Below are 18836 nucleotides of genomic sequence, written 5' to 3'. Positions count from 1 at the left end.
TTTGGTGGCGACGGTCTCTCACATCCCCTGGGTTTGGTGGCGACGTTCTCTCACATCCCCGAGGTTTGGGGGCGACGGTCTCTCACATCCCCGGGGTTTGGGTGGCTCTAACGCACACCTTCGTAGCCTATGAGCCAGCGGAGACCGTGACGGTCAACTACTTGACCGTCTGAGGCACCCCAAGGCTTTGGCGCCAGCGGATCCAGGACTTGACCTCCGTCGGCCAGTTTGTCGAACCATTCGTGAAGAACTTTGGGTTCGGCAGTTCCCAGCAGTGAGAGCATGGCACCTTGAATGCTGACGGCCATTTCGTCACCGGCAGCATCTGAACCCATCAGCGAGACCACGCCACTCAGGACGCCATGGGCGATGGCGTCCGGGAGGCCGTCAGTTCGGTTGAATTCAGCAAAGCTGTGCAACGAAAGCTCCCCGCCGAAAATCTCGGCGTAGAAACTCAGGGCCTCACGCGCGGTCCCGGGAAAGGTGATGTAGAGCTGGGGAGCTGTCATGTGCACATCCTACAAACCCGCCGCTCAGGGGCGGGGGATGTGGATGAGGGTTGGGTTGAAGGGTGGGGGATGTGGATGAGGGTTGGGTTGAAGGGTGGGGGATGTGGAAGAGGGTGCATGAAGGTCGCCCGTGAGCGGAGGGTCACCTATGCATTGTGTCCAAGCCTCGGCGAAGGGCGTTGGCGCCGTGGAGGTGTCCACAGGCTCACACGCAGTCAGGCTTCTGAACGCAGTCCAGGTTCCTTCTGCAGACCCGTAAGGCCGTTCCAAGCCAGGTTCACCAAGTGCGCGGCAACAGCCCGTTTGTCCGGCGTGCGGCTGTCGAGCCACCACTGTCCGGTCATCGCCACCATTCCCACCAGCATCTGCGCATACATGGCACCGTCCGCGGCGCTGAATCCCCGGCGGGCGAATTCGTCGGACAGCAGGTGCTCCACCCGTGCCGTGACGTGCGAGAGAAGTGTGGAGAAGGCGCCTTCGGGCTGTGAGGGCGGGGCATCGCGCATCAGGATCCGGAAACCGTCGGTGCGGTCTTCGATGTAGCCGAGGAGGGCCAACGCTGCCCGTTCCACCAGGACCCGGGGCTTGGCTTCGGTGCTGAGGGCCTCGGTGATGGAGTCCAGCAGAATCCGGAATTCGGTCTCCACAACCTGCCTGTACAGGCCTTCCTTGGAGCCGAAGTGCTCGTAGATGACGGGTTTTGACACTCCTGCGCTGGCAGCGATTTCCTCAATGGTGGTGCCATCGAGGCCGCGGGCCGCGAAGAGTGCCCGGCCAATGCCGATCAGTTGGGATTTGCGCTGTTGCCCGGTCATCCTGGTGCGTACTGCGGGGCCGCTGGAAACCTGTTCCAAGGGCTCGGCGGTTTCCTCGGGCCGGGGGAGTTCAGTGCGCTTGCTCACGTGACCATCATGCCTTAAGGGCAGGGTGCGGGCCCGGTGCGGCAGGGTGGAAAGGGGTCCAGGACACGTCCTGTGGTGCGCCGCGGAAGGGGGATCGGGCGGTCAAGTCGCGAAGCACGCAATGGTCATGGCAAACTAGTTTCTTGTGTGTGCATCCCGGTAGCCCGGGAAACTGTCAGGCCCTGCTGCCTGAGGGTGTGAATCATGCACGGTCCGCTCTGGTGTAATGGCAGCACCCCGGCCTTTGGAGCCGTGGAGTATAGGTTCGAATCCTATGGGCGGAACGGTCGGAAAATGCGCTCCTCTCTGTACCTGGAACGGCTCAAACGGTGCCCGGGTCCGATGGGATGGCAGCATTCCGAAGCCGGGTTACCCGGGACATACCGAGCAAGGAGAGCCAGTACGTGAGCCCCGAATCCAACGGTCCCGCAGCGGTCATAGTTTTGGCCGCAGGCGCTGGAACGCGCATGAAGTCCCGGACCCCCAAGATTCTCCACGAAATTGGCGGACGCTCCATGGTGGGCCACGCCCTTCTGGCAGCCCGCTCCATCTCTCCGCTGAAGCTCGCCCTCGTTGTCCGCCATGAACGCGACCGCGTGGCTGGGCACGTCACAGCGCTGGATCCCGAAGCCCTCATTGTTGACCAGGACGATGTTCCCGGCACAGGCCGTGCAGTGGAGGTGGCCCTCAAGGCCCTGGACGCCGAGGCCGAACTGGTTGGCACCGTTGTTGTCACCTATGGCGATGTTCCGCTGTTGACCGGCGAATTGCTGGGCGAACTCGTCAGCACCCATGAGGCTGAGCACAACGCAGTCACCGTCCTGACCGCCGTATTGGACGACGCCACCGGCTACGGCCGGATCCTCCGCGCCGAGGACGGCACGGTCACCGGCATTCGTGAGCACAAAGACGCCAGCGAGGCTGAGCGCAGCATCCGCGAGGTCAACTCCGGTATCTATGCTTTCGACGCCGCAGTGTTGCGCACCGCCCTTGCGAAGGTCACGACGGACAATGCGCAGGGCGAGATGTACCTGACGGATGTCCTGGGACTGGCGCGCGACGCCGGTGGCCGGGTTGCCGCCGTCGTGACTGAAGACCGCTGGCAGGTTGAGGGCGCCAACGACCGTATCCAGCTTTCCGCGCTTGGTGCCGAGCACAACCGCCGCATCATCGAGTCCTGGATGCGCGCAGGCGTTACCGTCGTGGACCCGAACACCACATGGATCGACTCGACCGTGAACCTCGACGAAGACGTCCGGCTGCTGCCGAACACCCAACTTCACGGCTCCACCACGGTGGCGCGCGACGCCGTCGTGGGTCCCGACACCACCTTGACCGACGTCCACGTCGGTGAGGGCGCCAAGGTGACCCGCACCCATGGTTCGGGTTCCACGATTGGTGCCAAGGCGAGTGTCGGACCGTTCACGTACCTCCGTCCGGGCACGGTCCTGGGCGAGACGGGCAAGATCGGCGCTTTCTACGAAACGAAGAACGTGACCATCGGCCGCGGTTCGAAGCTGTCCCACCTGGGCTACGCCGGCGACGCGGAAATCGGTGAGGACACCAACATCGGCTGCGGCAACATCACGGCCAACTACGACGGCGAGAAGAAGCACCGCACGGTGATCGGCTCGGGCGTCCGCACCGGTTCAAACACGGTATTCGTGGCTCCCGTGACTGTTGGCGACGGCGCCTACAGTGGCGCCGGCGCCGTCATCCGCAAGGATGTTCCCGCAGGAGCCTTGGCCCTGAGCCTGGCCGCGCAGCGCAATGCTGAAGGTTGGGTCACTGCCAACCGCCCGGGCACCGCCTCCGCCAAGCTGGCCGAAGCCGCGCAGGAACCGGCAAACGCCTCCACATCTTCACAATCCCCGGCAACCATAGAAGAAGGCAAACAGGCATGAGCGAAATTACCGCACACGGAGAGAAGAAGTTGATTCTCGCCGCCGGAAGGGCGCATCCGGAGCTGGCGCAGGAAATCGCGAAGGAGCTGGAGACCGAACTCCTGCCCATCGACGCCTACGACTTCGCCAATGGGGAAATCTACGTCCGTTCGGCCGAGAGCGTGCGAGGCACCGATGCCTTCGTCATCCAGGCCCACCCGGCGCCGCTGAACAACTGGCTCATGGAGCAGTTGATCATGATCGACTCACTGAAGCGGGCCTCTGCCAAGAGGATCACGGTTGTTTCGCCGTTCTACCCGTACTCCCGCCAGGACAAGAAGGGCCGTGGCCGCGAGCCCATCTCCGCCCGCCTGGTGGCCGACCTCTACAAGACCGCCGGTGCGGACCGCATCATGTCCGTGGACCTGCACACCTCGCAGATCCAGGGCTTCTTCGATGGTCCCGTTGACCACTTGATGGCCATCCCGCTGCTGGCTGACTACATCCGCACCAAGGTTGAAGCCGACAACATCACCGTTGTTTCCCCGGACACCGGCCGCGTCCGCGTTGCCGAGCAGTGGGCCGAGCGACTGGGCGGCGCCCCGCTGGCGTTCGTGCACAAGAGCCGTGACCTCACCGTCCCCAACCAGGCTGTCTCCAAGACTGTTGTTGGCCAGGTGGAAGGCCGCACCTGCGTCCTGATCGACGACATGATCGACACCGGTGGAACCATCTCCGGCGCCGTTCAGGTCCTGAAGAACGCCGGTGCCAAGGACGTCATCATTGCCTGCACGCACGCGGTCTTCTCCGACCCCGCCGCGCAGCGCCTGGCCGACTCCGGTGCCCGCGAAGTCGTGGTTACCAACACGCTGCCCATTCCGGCCGAGAAGCGGTTCCCGTCCCTGACGGTGTTGTCGATCGCGCCGCTGATTGCCCGCGCCATCCGTGAAGTGTTCGACGACGGTTCGGTCACCAGCCTGTTCGACGGCAAGGCATAAGAAAGTCTGTTCCAAAACGGGCCATCAGCAGCTTGCGAGCTTGCGGGTGGCCCGTTTTGCTGCCCGTTTTCATGTTGCACGCGTTCCGCTGCTAAACTCTTGGGGATACCTTGGCGAGGGAGAGCACATCCGGTCCACATTGCGTGGGCTTGGGTTGCGGGTCTCCGTTATCGACTGGGTCTGCATCTCCTTCAACACAGGCGGAACGGCTGCTCAGCGGTCGATCCCAGCCGGGCGTAGAAGGTCTCCAGACCTCCGCCCTTGCTGATAGACCAGCCCGGATTTTCCCGGGCGCCACAGTAATCAAGGAGTAAACATGTCTGAGCAGAAGCTCACCGCAGAACTGCGCACCGAATTCGGCAAGGGTTTCGCCCGCCGTGCACGCATGGCCGGCCAGATCCCGGCTGTCATCTACGGCCACGGCGCAGAGCCGATCCACATCAACCTGCCGGGCCGCGCCACCACGCTGGCAGTGCGCGTTTCCAACGCCCTCCTGGCGATCGACGTCGACGGCGAGCAGCACCTGACGCTCGTCAAGGACATCCAGCGCGATCCCGTAAAGCAGATCATCGAGCACGTTGACCTCCAGACCGTCAAGGCCGGCGAGAAGGTTACCGTCGACATCGCGATCCACGTTTCCGGTGAAGTTGCTCCGGGTGCTGTTGCCAGCCTCGAAGCCACCACGGTTTCCCTCGAAGCCGAGGCAACCCACGTCCCCACCGCCGTCGAGGTCAGCATCGAAGGCCTCAAGGCCGGCGAGAGCATCCACGCGTCCGACCTCGTGCTGCCGAAGGGCTCCACCCTCCTCACCGAAGGTGACACCCTGGTGGTCCGCATCGCTGAGACCGCTTCCGAGGCTGAAGAAGAAGCACCGGCCGCTGAGTAGTCTTTTGACTGTTTGAGGCGCAAGCCGTTGAGTGGCCGGGAACCTTCGGGTCCCGGCCACTTTCCTTTGTCCCCGCTGCTCCAATCCGTCGGTTGGGCACGTCCGCCGCTGAAACAACCAAACCTTTCCTAGGATGAGACCATGAGTGAGACCTGGCTGATTGTCGGCCTCGGCAACCCCGGCAGCGAGTACAGCAACAACCGCCACAACGTGGGGCAGATGGTGCTGGACGAACTGGCTTCCCGCATGGGCGGGAAGTTCAAGGTCCACAAGGCCCGTGCCCAGGTAGTGGAGGGCCGGCTGGGCATCGGCGGCCCGCGGGTAGTGCTGGCCAAGCCCATGACCTACATGAACACCTCCGGGGGACCTGTTGCCGGACTGTGCAATTTTTTCGACATCGCACCCGACCACGTTATTGCGGTCCACGACGAAATCGACATCCCTTTTAACACAGTCAAGCTAAAACTGGGCGGTGGCGAGGGCGGGCACAACGGGCTCCGTGACATCTCCAAAGCACTCGCCACCAAGGACTATTTGCGCGTCCGGGTGGGAGTTGGCCGGCCTCCGGGCCGCATGGAGACTGCCGACTACGTCCTCAGGGATTTTGCCACCGCTGAGAAGAAGGAACTGCCGTTCCTGTTGGATGAAGCCGCTGACGCCGTGCAATTGCTCATGGACCAAGGCTTGTTGTCAGCCCAGCAGAAGCACCACCCCGCAAAAACTTGAGCAAATCTTGAGGAAAGCCTGAGGAAAGCCTGACGGTCCCAGCGACCCCAAGGCCTACAAAGTGTCGGCGCCCGACGGTAGTGTGCATGGTACGCAGGTAAGCGGTGGGGGACTGTCGCAGATGTGTAGCGAAGGATGCGAATGTCGGCGGAGTTGCTAAACAAGGGCGGGGGAGGCGCAGCAAGGGCTGCGGCTCCCGATCTTGTGGGTGGGCCGACGGACAGGCAAACGTGGTCATTGCTGGCCCGCAGCCACGATCTGTCGAAGGCAGGCAAGTTCCTCGAGTCTCCCGAGTCCTACGGGGTGATCCTCACTGGCCAACGGGGAATTGGTAAATCCGGCCTCGCCAGGGCCGTGGTCTCATCGCTGGGCCCCAAGGTCCACAGCCTCCAGTTGCGTAACACCGTTGCCAACGGACAAACCCCCTACGGCTGCCTGGGTTTCCTGCTGGCCCGGCTGCCGTCGGAAGCCGTGAGTTCGCCTACCGGAATCCTGCATGCAGTAACCAGCCTGATCAGGAAGGAAGCGGCGGGCCGGGACACCGTGCTCATTGTGGACAACGCCGGCGGCATGGACCCCATGAGCACGGGGGTGCTGTTGAACCTCATGGCCAGCGGTACGGCCAAAGTAGTTGCCACCGTTCAACGTGCCAGCGACCTCCCCGCCGACTTCCATCGCCTGGTCCTCGAAGGGGAGTTGGGTGAGGTCCACCTGAACACCCTGAGCGAAGAACAGACCAAGCAGGTGCTGGGTTCGGTCCTTGGACACTATGTTTCATCAACGCTGGTCGGCTCGCTGCACTCGGCAGTGGGCGGAAACCCAATGCTCCTCCACGCTCTCCTGGAAGAGCAGCGGCACACAGGCAACCTGGTGCTCAACGATTCCGTCTGGACGCTCCGGGACCGGATCAAACTTGAAGGCGCCACGGTGGTGGAGGACTTTGTCCGTTCCAAACTGGCGCGCGAAACGCAGGCCAGCAGGACCGTCGTCGAAATCCTGGCCTGTGCGCAGCGCGCGACCTTGGTGGACCTGGCAGCCATCTTCGGCACCGAGGTTCTGGTGGAGATGGAAGATTCCGGGCTGCTCACGGTCGAACGCGGCGAAGACCACTGGGTGTCCCTGCGAGATCCCTACGTGGGCGAGGTAGTCCAGGGCTGGCTCAGTACCCGCCGCAGGCGTGAACTGCGGCTGATGCTTCATGGTCCCAAGGAACCTGAACTGCGGGGTTTGGCTGCACAGGATCTTCTGAGCTATGCGGCGTGGATGCATTCCTGCGAGGACGAGCCCACACCGTCGCCGGCGCTTGCACTTGCGGCCGGACGCGCGGCTTTGGATGACTTCGACCCCAACTTTGCCATCCAATGCACGTTGTCCCTGGATCCCAAAGACGAGGAGTGGGTGCCCGGCCAGCGCCTGAAGGCCGCGGCGTACCTCATGCTGGACCTTCCATTGCACGCAGCCCAGGCCCTGGACGAGGTATCCGAGTCGCACTTCGCCGCGCTGGACCCGCTGGAGTTTGCCGAAATAAGTGCCGCGAAATGCCAGGCAATGACCTGGATTGATGGTCGGGCGGGCATGGTCCCAGGGGTCATTTCCGACGCTCTGGACACTCTTGCAGCGATGGCGGGCAATTACCCGGCTGATGTGGTGGCCAAGGCATTCAACCGCCTCCACCTGTGCAACTACGAGTACAACACCTACATGGGCGAGTACGCCTCGATCATCGACGCCTTGGAAGAGGAACTGGCCAAAGACCCCGGGCAAGACCGGGAGCACTGGTTGAGGTCGGCGTTTTTCCTGGTGGAAGCCCGTTGCATCCTTGGCCGGGAGCTTGAGGCGCAGGAACTTGCGCGGACACTGTCGCGGCATCTGGGGGACACGGACAGGCCTGCCCAGTTGGAAGAGGCCTTCGCGAAGCATGCTTTCCTGGTGCTCTTGCTGTCAGGACAGTGGCGGCAATGCATTGAACTCATGCGGCGCACACCCTCCCGGTCCTCACGGCTTCAGTACAGGGGCGCTTTGACCGAACTGGGCATCGGCCTCGCCTACGCCTACGCCGGCAAACCTGCCTGCGCCATTGAGCCTTTGCGGTCAGCAGTTGCCCAACTGGAACTCCGACCGGCCATGAACATGAACAAGGTGGCCTACGCTGCGACGGCTTTTGCCTACGCCCAGCTGGGCAATTCCGTGGAGGCAGGCCGATACCTGGACCTGTACAGGACATGCCGGGGAACCGGGACGTATTTCTCCGAATCCGTGTCGGAGTTCTGTGCTGAGATGGCCGGACGTTGGATGGGGGACCCTGACGTGAAACAGCGGCTCCTGGCCCGGGTCCGCAACGATGTTGGGAAGCAGCGGTTGACCACTGCCGGCATCTGCCTCTTCGGCGCCACCGTGGAGGGCACTGACGAGGAATACCGGCTGCTTGAAGACATTGCCGGGCGCCGACAAGGCCCGCTTGCCCAGATCTCCGGGAACCTCGCCCGTGGTGCATTGAGCAAAAACTCCCGTTCCATGCTGGAAGCCGCTGATGCCGCAGCATCCCTGGACCTGCTGGTGGTTGAGGCCAGGTGCGTGGCCATGGCCTTGGACTATGCCCGCGACGCCGGCGAGACAACTGCTGCCCGCACAGCTCAGTTGAGGCTCGAACGGCTGGAGCATTCCGTGTCCGCGCTGCCGATCCAACCCCGCAGCGACGCGCCGGTCTTGACGGAGCGGGAACGCCAAATTGCTAAACTCGCCGGGAAGGGTGTCAGCAATCGTGAAATCGCGATGGATATCGGGGTGTCTGTGCGAACTGTCGAAGGCCATTTGTACCAGGTGTTCACAAAACTGGGCGTTTCGTCTCGAGGCGAGCTCAATGGGCTGCTGTGAAGCAGGCAAAGCCGTAGAAGTGCGGAGTGCCCATGCGGGCTGAGCACCTTGTAGGCCGGGACGCCGAGCTGGAACTGGCCATGAAGATCCTGCGTCAGGAAGGCGCGGGGGCCGTGCTCCTGGTGGCGGACCCCGGTATCGGCAAGACTGCCCTGGCCTCTGAAATTGCGGCCCGCCTGGCAGGGGAAATGGTGGTCATGCGGGTGCACGGAAGCCCCGCCCTGTCCGCTGTGCCCTACGGTGTCCTTGCGCCCTACCTGCTGGATCTGCCCGTGGAACAAGCCACCTCGCCCGTGGCGATCCTGCGCGAGTTCTGGGCCCAGTTCGAGAAACGCCGTGGGGGTGAGGGCGCGCGGCTCCTGCTGGTTGTCGATGATGCCCACGATCTTGACGAAGGCAGTACCCAGATCCTGGCCGAATTGGTGACCGCGGGATGGGCAAGGCTCGTGGCCACCGGCAGGCCACGCCCCGGTCTGCCCGCGGCTCTGCTTCAGCTTTGGTATGACGGACTGGCCGAGCGCCTGGAGCTTCATCCCCTGGACCACGAGGGCGTCGCTGAACTCGCGGAGAAAACCTTGGGCGGGACCGTCATGGCCAGCGCCGTGGATGTGCTGCATTCCGTTTCCGAGGGCAACCCTTTGCTACTTCGATGCCTCCTGGATGACTCTAAGGCCGATGGAAACCTGGTGCGGCGTAACGGCGTCTGGTTTCTGACACGCGCCCTCTCCGGCAGCGGCGAGGGCCTGGCGGAAGTAGTGCGGAACAGGGTTCTGCGCACCAGCGAGGCTGAGAGGGAAGCGATGTATGTCATCGCCCTCTCCGAACCGGTCCCCGCTTCCGTGCTCGATACCCAGGTGGGCAGGGAAACGCTGCGGTCGCTGATGGACAGCCGGTTGGTCCTGTCCACCAACGGGCCGGGAAGCCCACTCAAAATGTGGCACCCCATGTACAGCGAGGCGCTGCGCCAGATCGTCTCCCCGGCCCGCAGCCTCCAGATCCGCCAGCGTATGGTCCAGCACCTGCTGGCGGAGCCACCCACGGCCGAGGGATTGCTCCGGTTGGTGAGCTGGGCGCTGGACTGCGGTGCCGACGTCGATGATGAACAGCTGCTGGAAGCAGCATTCCTGGCCGCCAAACTGCTGCAGAACCCCCTTGCGTTGGCAGCAGCGGCAAAGGTCCGCTCCGAGGCATTGCGCCCACGCGCCCGTGCCGTCATGGCCATGGTCAACTACAACGACGGCGACTTCCGCAACGCCGTACGGCTGTTGGAAGAAGACCTGGGGTACTTGGACGCCGATCCATCGGGCCCACTGGGAACAGGCCTGTTGTGGGCCGCTGCACGGGCGGCCATGGGGGATACCGCAGAGGACATTGTGGCCGATGCGAGGGCCGCGGCGTCGGCGCTCACCAGCGGCCTTCCTGAGTCGGACCCCCTGGTGGGGCTCGTGGGACGGCACGCTACGGCACTGGAGCTGGCCGCCCTTGCCCACGATGGCTGCTATGCAGAACTCCGTGAGGGGATCGAACGGTTTGGGGAAGCTCTCAACAGCGAGGACCCGGACCACGTCATGAACCAGGTGTTCCTCCTGGCCATGAAGTGTGAGCTCCTGACAGTGGAAGGGCAGGCCGTGGAAGCGCTGGATGCCGGACGTCAAGCATTGGCGCTGCTGGACGCGGCCGATGATGACCTCCTGTACTTCAGCGACTTTGTGTTGGCCCGCTATACCCTCGCCGCCCTGGGAGCTGGAGACTGGGGTGCTGCCGCGTCCGGCCTTGAACGGTACTCTGCACGATCGGCACTGGGACTCATAGTCTTTGGCGGCGATATCCAAACCCTCCAAGGGTTGTCCCTGCTGCGGCAAGGCCGCCTGGAGCAAGCGGCGGAGCTGGTGACTCCCGCCGTTGAGGCACTCCGGGTCAAGGATCCCCAACAGCTGAGGAACCTAGGCAATGCGCTGGCGTTCTACGCCGCAGCACGCTCCGGCGATACCGCGCTGGCCGAGCGACTTGCAGCTGAGGCCGGTGCCCTTGCCGGCGAGGCCGGTGCCCTTGCCGGCGAGGCCGGCGCCCCTGCCGGTGCCCCAGCCGGTGATGGGCGGGCCGGCACCGGCGGAGCCTACGTGGAGGCCCTGGCCGGGCTCTTCACGCTGGCCGGCCAGGAACTGGTATCCAAAGGATCAGGCCTGGACAAACTACGGACGCTGCCGGAATCCGCGTCCCTGCATCGCCTGCCAGGGGTCCTGCTGCAGAACCTGGTGCTCCGGGCCGAGATTGGCGACGTGCAGGCCATGGAGTCCATCAAGGTAGCCGCCGGCACTATGTCCGGAGCGTGGGCGGCCGGGTGGTTGTCGTTGGCGGAAGCACATGTGGGCGCTGATGGCCAAGGCTTCGTCAACGCAGGGAATCTCCTTGCTGCGGCGGGAATGCCCGGGCCGGCGGCCGTGGCGTTCGACAAAGCCGCCCTGTCCTTTGATGCCGAAGGGAAGCGCCCTGAGGCCCGCCAGGCGGCGGTGCTGCGCGATGTCAGCGAAGCCAGCCTCGGCGATGCCCTCCTCCATGACCCCACTGCCGAAGCGGACCGCTCGGTGCCTTTGACCCGCCGGGAGCAGGACATTGTGGCGTTGGCAGTTTCGGGACTTACCGACCGCCAAATCGCAGAGAAGCTGATGGTCTCCGTGCGCACGGTGGAGGGCCACCTGTACCGCAGCTACGCCAAGTTGGGCATTCGCCGGCGGGAAGATCTCGGCGCTGCTGTCCGTCACTGATACCAGTGTCCGTTTGAGTACTCAGTCACTCCTTTGACGCCACTTGTGCCCGCCATCGCGGGGAATTTTGCCAATCAGTGGAGTAACCCGCGGGCGTGTTGTGCCCAAACCAAGTAGTTGCCCCTTGGGGGACTGAGTACAACAAGGTAGAGGCCCGGAAAAAGCCCCCAGCTAATCGAGTACCAACTACTGGTGTACCGCGTTCGCCGCCCCGGCAGTATTGATCTTGGAAGAACGGTTCAGCCCCAAGCATCACCGGGATTCCGAAAGTCGCATCATCCGCATCGGTGGTCTCTTTGAGCCGATGCACCGGACACCGGAAGGTGTTCCGGCCCTGGACGAAGCCGGCGGCGACAGAGTCTTCTGAGACCGAGACTCTCCCCCCAGCCGCCGCCGGCTTCTAGGCCAGGTAGCCCGCACTTCGCGGAAAACCACCCCTCCCGGATCATGGGACTGCTTCTATTGGAGTGCGCATGCTGCCGGATCCCTGGCTGGACGAAGACACCGTCACAGTCGGGCTGAGGCCATCACCCTTCGCAGACCGGGCACGGCTGCTGGACATCATCCTTTCCGCAGTACCCTCCCCCTCCACCAGCGGCATCGTAGTGACGGGAGACCGGGGATCCGGTAAGAGCCACCTGTTGCTCTCCATCAAAGCGGGCCTCCCGGAAACCATGGACGTCAGGACTTTCGCGGGAAAGCCGGAACTCAAAACCATCAGCTATGGCGCACTGGGCGCCGCTGCCGAAAGCGCTGGCGACAGCACCATGCTCCCGGGACTTCACGTCTTGCGTGCCTTGACCAGCACCTTGGGGGCCGCTGAGTACCTGTACACGCCAAACAGCGGCCGACGCCGGAACAAGCACCAGGTGCGGGCGGCGCGTCCGCCGCTGGTGTTGTTGGTGGACGATATCCACTACTTCGATCCCGCTTCACTGGCTGTCCTGCTGCAGCTGATTCCGGGCTTTGGCGCCACCTTGGTAGCTACTGCCGACAGCCGACGGCCCCTGCCTCCGGACCTTTACCAACTCTGGGAAGACGGCTTCCTGGAACAGTTCTTCCTGCCTCCCTTCAGCTTCATGGAGGCGCACGCGCTGGCCGAAGCTGTCCTGGGCGGCAAGGTCCAGCGCCGTGCCAGCAGCCTTCTGGCCGCCATGAGCGGTTTCAATGTGGGGCTGCTGGGAATCGCCCTCAATGATGCCCGCAGCGCGGGGCTGTTGGCGCAGAAGGACGGCTACTGGACCATTGATGTCCGCGCCCACTGTGACTGGCCGGGCGTGGTGGCGCAGGTGCAGGCGGAAAACTCTGCACGGCCGGCCGAGGAACGGCACGCCCTGGAACTCATCGCGCTCGCGGAACCGGTGGCTGTGGATGTGGTGGAGCACCATTTCGGCCACACCGCCGTTGAACATCTCCTGGCAAACCATCACATCAGGCTGTTGGCCGGGAGGCCGCCGCTGGTCAGGACGAGTTCCTGGCTTCGCGGCGAGGGCACCCGACTGGCAGTGCCCCGGCCCAGGAGCCTGGCCCTCCGCCTTGGCGTTGAGGAGCCGGTCCTGACACGGGAATCAGCTCCCACCTTGCTGCGCTGGATGAACTGGACCCTGGACTGCGGGCTGACGTTGTCGGACGAACTTCTCCTCGCGGCAGCACCGGCGGCCGACAGGCCATCAACGGCAGAACTGGCCATCCGTGCCGCCGCCGCAGTGGCCGCCCCGGGGCGGAAGGACGAGGCGAGGCTCCTGAGGGCCCGCGCTTTGGTTGCCGAGGGTTTGTTGGGCGAAGCCGCTCCGGAACTGAGTGAACTTGCAGCCGCCGGGGGATCGCCGGAAGTGAAGGCCGACGCCGGTCACCGCTTGCTGGCGCTCGAACTCCTGGGTGCCGTTCCGGGCCGGGCGTGGCGCAGCGGGCAGGAGGAAGAGGGTTCAGGCGAACAGGGGACCGCCCAACTGGTCCGCAACGTCCGGGAAGCCGAACGGCTGCTGCTGACGGGGGCTGCGCCGGAGGCGTTGGAGCGGTCAACAGCGGCCATGGCTGCAGTTGATGCAAACCCCGCCTTGGACATGTTCCGCCCGGCGGTGCTGCTCCGACACGTGGTGTGCCTCCGCAACAACCTGGCCTGGAGCCAGGTTGATGCGCTGTTGGACTGTCCTTCCGCCTTTGTGCTGCCCACCTACCTTGCTGTGTGTTTGGACGTTGCCCGCGCGTATGCAGAACTCAGCCAAGGGCTTACCCGCGCGGCGGCGACAACGTTGGAACCTGTCCTTGCGGAACTTCCCGACGCCGGCCTTCCGCCGGTCCTTGCCTTCGCGGCGGCCATGCTGGCCTACTGCGAGGCGCTGCGCGGGAACCCTGCGCAGGCGATGGAACGGTGTGGTCAGAGTGTCTCGGCCCTGCGGGAAGTCCAGGATCCAGGGGGTCTGCTCGCGCAACTCAGCTCCGTGTATTTGGCAGCCGCACAGGACCAGCTTGCCGGCAGGCCCGGCCACCTGATGGAGTTGGCTGAACAACTCCGCCACCAGGGCAACACGATGTTGGAAGCCGAGGCGGTCTCCCTCCTGATGCTCAACGCCACCAGTACCGCCGTCGAGGACCTGGTGCTGCAGCGGCGCCTGGCAGGGCTGGCAGCAGGAATTCACGGAGCCCGGGGAACCGCGCTTGGCACGTTTGCGTCGGCGCTGCTGAACCAGGACCCCAAAACGCTCGAGACGGCCGGGAGGAGCTTGTCTGCCGACAGGCTTTTTGCCCATGCTGCCATGTGCTACTCCCTTGCGGCCAGTGGGTACGAAGCCCGCACCAGGAGTGCGGCGAGCCGGCGTGCCTCGGTCCTGGTTGAGCGCCTGCGCAGCGCATTCGACAGCGGCGCCGTTCCGCCGCTGGGCTGGGTCCCGGGAAGGGCAGGCGGCTGACGTGCTGAACGGCACACCGCCCGGTGCAGCCCCACGTGGGATAATGGGGAGTCCCTGAAGGATTTCCAAGGAGCGCCCCTTGACTGCCGTATCAACCCCAGCCTCACTGCTTCGGTCCGTGCATGCCATGGACAATGCGGAGGTGTTGCGGATCCGGAACGACTTCCCGGTGCTGGACCAGATGGTCAACGGTAAACCCCTGATCTACCTCGATTCCGGTGCTACGTCGCAGAATCCGCTCAGTGTCATCGAGGCCGAGCAGGAGTACTACGAGCAACGCAATGCTGCCGTTCACCGCGGCGCCCATCACCTGGCTGTTGAAGCTACGGAGGTTTTCGAGGACGCACGCCAGACGGTGGCGGACTTCATCGGTGCACAGTATGAAGAAACCGTATGGACTTCCAATGCCACCGAGGGCCTGAACCTCATCAGCTACGCACTCTCCAACGCCGGATTGTGGGCGGCACAGGGCCGTGGTGATTCGCGCCTGAAAGAGCTGGCCATTGGTCCCGGCGACGAGATCGTGGTCACCGAAATGGAACACCACGCCAACCTCATTCCCTGGCAGGAGTTGGCTTTCCGGACCGGGGCCACCCTGAGGTACATCCCTGTCAGAGACGACGGCACCCTGTTGCTGGACGCCGCCGCCGGACTCGTGGGGGAGCGGACCAAGCTCCTGGCCTTCACCCACGCTTCCAACGTCCTTGGCACCATCAACCCGGTGGCGGACCTCGTGGCACTTGCCCGCAGGGTGGGCGCCTTGGTGGTCCTGGACGCCTGCCAGTCCGTGCCCCACATGGCTGTGGACGTCAAGGAACTGGACGTCGACTTCGCTGTGTTCTCCGGCCATAAAATGCTGGCCCCCACCGGCGTCGGCGTGTTGTATGGGAAGCAGGAGCTCCTGGATGTCATGCCGCCGTTCCTCACCGGTGGTTCCATGATCACCACCGTGACCATGGAACGTGCCGAATACCTGCCGGCGCCCCAGCGGTTCGAGGCCGGAACCCAGCGCATCTCCCAGGCCGTGGCGCTCGCAACTGCGGTGAACTACCTGACCGAGACCGGAATCGAACGCATCCATGCATGGGAGGCCACGCTGGGCCAACGCCTCGTCAAGGGGCTTGAAAGCATCGACGGCATCAGGGTTGTCGGACCGGCCTCCGGGTCGGAACGGATCGGCCTGGCCGCATTCGACGTCGCCGGTGTGCACGCCCACGACGTCGGGCAGTTCCTTGATGACCGAGGCATCGCCGTCCGAGTCGGTCACCATTGCGCCCAACCGTTGCACCGCCGGCTCGGCCTGACAGCCACCACCCGGGCGAGTACCTACCTCTACAACACCACCGACGACGTCGATGCTTTCCTCGACGCCGTTTCCGGGGTCCGGGCCTATTTCCAGGCCTGACCATCAGCAGCCCTGACATGCCGGGCAACCATCAACCACCGAACAGGCTATAACCACCATGAGTCTTGACCAGCTGTACCAGCAGATCATCCTGGACCACTCCAAGCAGCGGCACGGCAGTGGCCTGGCTGAAACGGCCGCCCCTGAAGGGGCATCCACCGGTCAATCACACCAACTGAACCCGGTGTGCGGGGATGAAGTCACGCTGCGGCTCGCCGTTGCGGACGGAACCGTCCAGCAGATCAGCTGGGACGGAGCGGGCTGCTCCATTTCGATGGCTTCTGCCTCGGTGCTGACCGACCTCGGCGAGGGAATGTCCGTGGAGGAACTGCACACGGTGATCGGGAACTTCCGCGAAGTCCTCCGGTCCCGCGGCAAGGTCCAGGCCGACCCCGAGGTCCTCGGTGACGCGGCGGCCTTCGAAGGCGTGGCCCGTTACGCGGCGCGCGTCAAATGCGCCATGATCTCCTGGGTTGCTGCCGAGGATGCCCTCAACCAGGCCACCGCCTAAAACAGGAAGCAGCGCGCGCAATGAGTTCTCACAGCGCGCGCTGCTTCCTGTTTGGCCGGGTGAAGCTCAGGCGACCAAGCCTGCAATGCCAATGGCCGCCGTCGCCAATCCCAGCACCATGGAGATGGTGACCAGGACAACGTGGACCGTGAGGAACCGGGTGGCCTTGCCTGCGGCATCGCGGGCGCGGGGATCCTTCATGACGCGCTTGAGGAACTGTGGCCACACAAGCAGCGACCAGAGCCCTGCGACGATCAGGACAACCGCAAGGATCGCGGGGATCTCCACGCTAGTGGCTTTCGAGCCAGGCCTGGGCCTGCTGCGACTGGATGTTCAGTGCCTTGCCAACCATCGGCTCCGCAGCATCAGCGATCTTGCCACCGAGGAACGGTACCGAAGAGGTGACGTTGCCTTCGAGCTCGATCCTGGTGTTGGCACCGTCGGCAACGAGGCGCTGGACAGCCGTGACGTCCAGGGGCGCGCCTGAAATCTTCAAGGCGATGTTGCTGGCCCGTGAGCCATCGGCCGCGGGAGCTTCCCACTGCTCGGTCTGGGTGACCTTCAGGGTCTCGCCGACGAACTTCCGGGCAATGTCCGGCAGTCGCGTGGTGGGCAGGGTGCGGACAGTGACGGTGCTGAACGCACCGGCGGGGTCGCCGTCGATCGTGAACGATTCCAGGGAGCCGCCCACCAGTTCGCTCGTGTGACGCAGGAATTCTTCGTCGACAAATACGGCAGCTACGCGGTCAACGCTGTGCGGCAGGGTGGTGGATGCGCTCAGGGCCATGGGTCCTCCGTGAATGGTGGTGGTGAAGCTTTTTAGCTCCCAACATCCTACGGGGTTCCGCCGGCCACCCCTGAACCGGTGCTTGCCGGGGAGCTCTCCTGGAGGGTGATGGCCGCTGCCGAGATGTTCCGGGCCATGGACGGGAAGATGAATCCGTGGAACGGGTACACCCCCAGCCAGTAGAGGCGCCCGGCAAGTCCACGCGGGAAGAAAATGGCGCGCTGCTTATAAAGGCTGCCTTCGCCGTCGGGCTCCACCGCCAACTCCAGCCAGGCCCCGCCCGGGGCCCGCATCTCGGCCCGCAAGCGCAGCAGGTGCCCGCGGTCGATGGCTTCCACCCGCCACCAGTCCACTACCTCACCGGCGTTGAGGGTTTTGGGATGCCGGCGTCCGCGCAGCAAACCAGCCCCGCCCTGGAGCTTGTCCAGCCAGCCCCGGACCCGCCATGCCAGCGGCAGCGAATACCAGCCGTTCTTACCGCCGATGCCCTCAATGATGGTCCAGACGTGCTCCGGCCGGGCCTCGCTGTGGAAGGTCCTTTCATCGAGGAAGACTTTGTAGCCCGCCCAATCGGGGTCACTGGGAAGCGGATCGGCGTCGATCCCCGCGTTGGCCCAGGTGGTCTCCACCTGTCCGTCCCGTTCCTTGCCCAACGCCAAAGCGACGGCACGGCGGTACTGGGTCAGGCCGCCGTCGGGCTGGGGTATGTAACGGTCGACGTCGTGCTCCCGCGACACTGCGTCATGCTGCAGCGACTGCACCAAAGGCAGGGACATGGACAGGGGAATTGGCGTCACCAGGGCCACCCACAATCCGGCAAGCTTGGGAGCCGGGACGGGAAGCGCGATGACCAGGCGCCGGGGGAGCCCACGCTCCACCGCGTACTCGTTCATCATCTCCTTGTACTTCAGGACGTCCCGGGAACCGATATCGAAGGAACGGTTCAACTTATCCGGGAGCGCCGCAGCAGCCACGAGGCAGTGCAGGACGTCACGGACCGCGATGGCCTCAACCCGGTTGTTCACCCAACTGGGGGCAGGCATGACCGGAAGTGTTTCGGCCAGGTGCCGGATCATCTCGAACGAGGCGGATCCCGAACCGATCACCACGCCGGCCTGGAACACGATCGAGTCCACTGATGAGTCCAGGAACACCTTTCCCACGGTCTCGCGGGAACGCATGTGGATGGACAGTTCCTCGTTCTCGGGGTGCAGTCCGCCGAGGTAGACGATCCTGTCCACACCGGCCCCTGCCGCGGCTCCAGCCACGAGCCGGGCCATGGCTTCCTCCTTGGCCTCGAACCCGCTGCCGGATGCCATGGAGTGGACCAGGTAGTACAGGACGTCCACGCCGGCCAGGGCCTCGGTGAGTCCGTCTGCGTCCGAGAGGCTGTTCTCGATGATCTCCACATGATCATGCCAAGGGACATCGGCGATCTTTTGTGGCGTGCGGACCAGGACCTTGACCTTGTGGCCGGCTTCAAGGAGCCGGGGGACCAGACGTCCGCCAATGTATCCGGTGGCGCCTGTTACCAGTACGGTCCTGGTGTCCTGCGGTGTGTTGGAATGCGTAGCTTCCGAAGGCTGCAAAGGAACTCCTGGGGCTGGGGGTAGAGGTAGGCTGGAATGACCCGGCGTTCTTCTGAATTTCCGGGCATTTGTGTTGCCTGCCCTTGGAACCA

The 18836-nt window shown here is 64.2% G+C and carries 14 protein-coding genes and 1 tRNA gene; 10 read left to right on the top strand and 5 right to left on the bottom strand.

Annotated elements, in window-relative coordinates:
- Positions 1-107: 107 nt before the first annotated feature.
- Both AC6JA3_RS14830 and AC6JA3_RS14825 read right to left on the bottom strand, forming a co-directional pair.
- Entirely contained in the window at positions 108-509 is a 402-nt protein-coding gene (locus AC6JA3_RS14830; protein WP_223944966.1) for a VOC family protein, read from the bottom strand.
- A 215-nt stretch (positions 510-724) separates the two neighbouring features.
- On the bottom strand, positions 725-1324 hold the full coding sequence (locus tag AC6JA3_RS14825; protein WP_026542776.1) for a TetR/AcrR family transcriptional regulator: 600 nt from the start codon (positions 1322-1324) through the stop codon (positions 725-727).
- A 299-nt stretch (positions 1325-1623) separates the two neighbouring features.
- Between AC6JA3_RS14825 and AC6JA3_RS14820 the strand changes: the two genes are divergently transcribed.
- The 10 genes from AC6JA3_RS14820 to sufU all read left to right on the top strand — a co-directional run bounded on the left by AC6JA3_RS14820 (position 1624) and on the right by sufU (position 16368).
- A tRNA-Gln gene (locus tag AC6JA3_RS14820) sits at positions 1624-1695 on the top strand.
- 120 nt (positions 1696-1815) lie between these two features.
- Positions 1816-3315, top strand: coding sequence for a bifunctional UDP-N-acetylglucosamine diphosphorylase/glucosamine-1-phosphate N-acetyltransferase GlmU (glmU, locus tag AC6JA3_RS14815; RefSeq protein ID WP_026542775.1), 1500 nt, complete (start codon positions 1816-1818; stop codon positions 3313-3315).
- Positions 3312-4292, top strand: a complete 981-nt coding sequence (locus AC6JA3_RS14810) for a ribose-phosphate diphosphokinase (protein WP_011774071.1) — start codon at positions 3312-3314, stop codon at positions 4290-4292. Before glmU ends, AC6JA3_RS14810 begins: the two co-directional genes overlap by 4 nt.
- Before the next feature lie 316 nt (positions 4293-4608).
- Positions 4609-5178, top strand: a complete 570-nt coding sequence (locus tag AC6JA3_RS14805; RefSeq protein WP_026542774.1) for a 50S ribosomal protein L25/general stress protein Ctc — start codon at positions 4609-4611, stop codon at positions 5176-5178.
- Between the two features lie 141 nt (positions 5179-5319).
- Positions 5320-5904, top strand: a complete 585-nt coding sequence (gene pth / locus AC6JA3_RS14800) for an aminoacyl-tRNA hydrolase (protein ID WP_026547081.1) — start codon at positions 5320-5322, stop codon at positions 5902-5904.
- Positions 5905-6045: 141 nt separating this feature from the next.
- Positions 6046-8778, top strand: coding sequence for a helix-turn-helix transcriptional regulator (locus tag AC6JA3_RS14795; RefSeq protein WP_223944967.1), 2733 nt, complete (start codon positions 6046-6048; stop codon positions 8776-8778).
- Positions 8779-8810: 32 nt separating this feature from the next.
- Entirely contained in the window at positions 8811-11543 is a 2733-nt protein-coding gene (locus AC6JA3_RS14790) for a helix-turn-helix transcriptional regulator (protein WP_223944968.1), read from the top strand.
- A gap of 473 nt (positions 11544-12016) precedes the next feature.
- On the top strand, positions 12017-14452 hold the full coding sequence (locus AC6JA3_RS14785) for an ATP-binding protein (protein ID WP_026547084.1): 2436 nt from the start codon (positions 12017-12019) through the stop codon (positions 14450-14452).
- A gap of 79 nt (positions 14453-14531) precedes the next feature.
- Positions 14532-15857 (top strand): cysteine desulfurase, encoded by a 1326-nt coding sequence (locus AC6JA3_RS14780; RefSeq protein ID WP_043432501.1) that lies wholly within the window; start codon positions 14532-14534, stop codon positions 15855-15857.
- A 58-nt stretch (positions 15858-15915) separates the two neighbouring features.
- The gene (gene sufU, locus AC6JA3_RS14775; protein WP_026547086.1) at positions 15916-16368 is read left to right on the top strand and encodes a Fe-S cluster assembly sulfur transfer protein SufU; all 453 of its coding nucleotides are present in this window, start codon (positions 15916-15918) and stop codon (positions 16366-16368) included.
- A 66-nt stretch (positions 16369-16434) separates the two neighbouring features.
- On the opposite strand, the gene AC6JA3_RS14770 is transcribed toward sufU, so the two are convergent.
- Genes AC6JA3_RS14770 through AC6JA3_RS14760 form a run of 3 tightly spaced genes read right to left on the bottom strand, consistent with a single transcriptional unit; the run spans position 16435 to position 18744 of the window.
- Entirely contained in the window at positions 16435-16656 is a 222-nt protein-coding gene (locus AC6JA3_RS14770) for an SCO4848 family membrane protein (RefSeq protein ID WP_026542767.1), read from the bottom strand.
- 1 nt (position 16657) lies between these two features.
- Positions 16658-17155 carry a DUF2505 domain-containing protein gene (locus AC6JA3_RS14765; protein ID WP_026542766.1) on the bottom strand — a complete coding sequence of 166 codons (498 nt, stop codon included), beginning with the start codon at positions 17153-17155 and terminating at the stop codon, positions 16658-16660.
- A gap of 47 nt (positions 17156-17202) precedes the next feature.
- A complete protein-coding gene (locus tag AC6JA3_RS14760) occupies positions 17203-18744 on the bottom strand; it encodes an SDR family oxidoreductase (RefSeq protein WP_497920190.1) in 1542 nt (513 codons plus the stop codon).
- Between the last annotated feature and the right edge of the window lie 92 nt (positions 18745-18836).

This window comes from Arthrobacter sp. TmtSoilC79 (genome assembly GCF_059739405.1).
This window is presented reverse-complemented; position numbering and strand designations above follow the sequence as displayed.

What these genes read in the sequence shown, in the direction of transcription:
- AC6JA3_RS14825 (WP_026542776.1), bottom strand. Translation starts at nt 1,324, where the DNA reads ATGACCGGGCAACAGCGCAAATCCCAACTGATCGGCATTGGCCGGGCA.
- AC6JA3_RS14795 (WP_223944967.1), top strand. Translation starts at nt 6,046, where the DNA reads ATGTCGGCGGAGTTGCTAAACAAGGGCGGGGGAGGCGCAGCAAGGGCT.
- AC6JA3_RS14790 (WP_223944968.1), top strand. Translation starts at nt 8,811, where the DNA reads ATGCGGGCTGAGCACCTTGTAGGCCGGGACGCCGAGCTGGAACTGGCC.
- AC6JA3_RS14765 (WP_026542766.1), bottom strand. Translation starts at nt 17,155, where the DNA reads ATGGCCCTGAGCGCATCCACCACCCTGCCGCACAGCGTTGACCGCGTA.
- sufU (WP_026547086.1), top strand. Translation starts at nt 15,916, where the DNA reads ATGAGTCTTGACCAGCTGTACCAGCAGATCATCCTGGACCACTCCAAG.
- AC6JA3_RS14785 (WP_026547084.1), top strand. Translation starts at nt 12,017, where the DNA reads ATGCTGCCGGATCCCTGGCTGGACGAAGACACCGTCACAGTCGGGCTG.
- AC6JA3_RS14830 (WP_223944966.1), bottom strand. Translation starts at nt 509, where the DNA reads ATGACAGCTCCCCAGCTCTACATCACCTTTCCCGGGACCGCGCGTGAG.
- AC6JA3_RS14810 (WP_011774071.1), top strand. Translation starts at nt 3,312, where the DNA reads ATGAGCGAAATTACCGCACACGGAGAGAAGAAGTTGATTCTCGCCGCC.
- pth (WP_026547081.1), top strand. Translation starts at nt 5,320, where the DNA reads ATGAGTGAGACCTGGCTGATTGTCGGCCTCGGCAACCCCGGCAGCGAG.
- AC6JA3_RS14805 (WP_026542774.1), top strand. Translation starts at nt 4,609, where the DNA reads ATGTCTGAGCAGAAGCTCACCGCAGAACTGCGCACCGAATTCGGCAAG.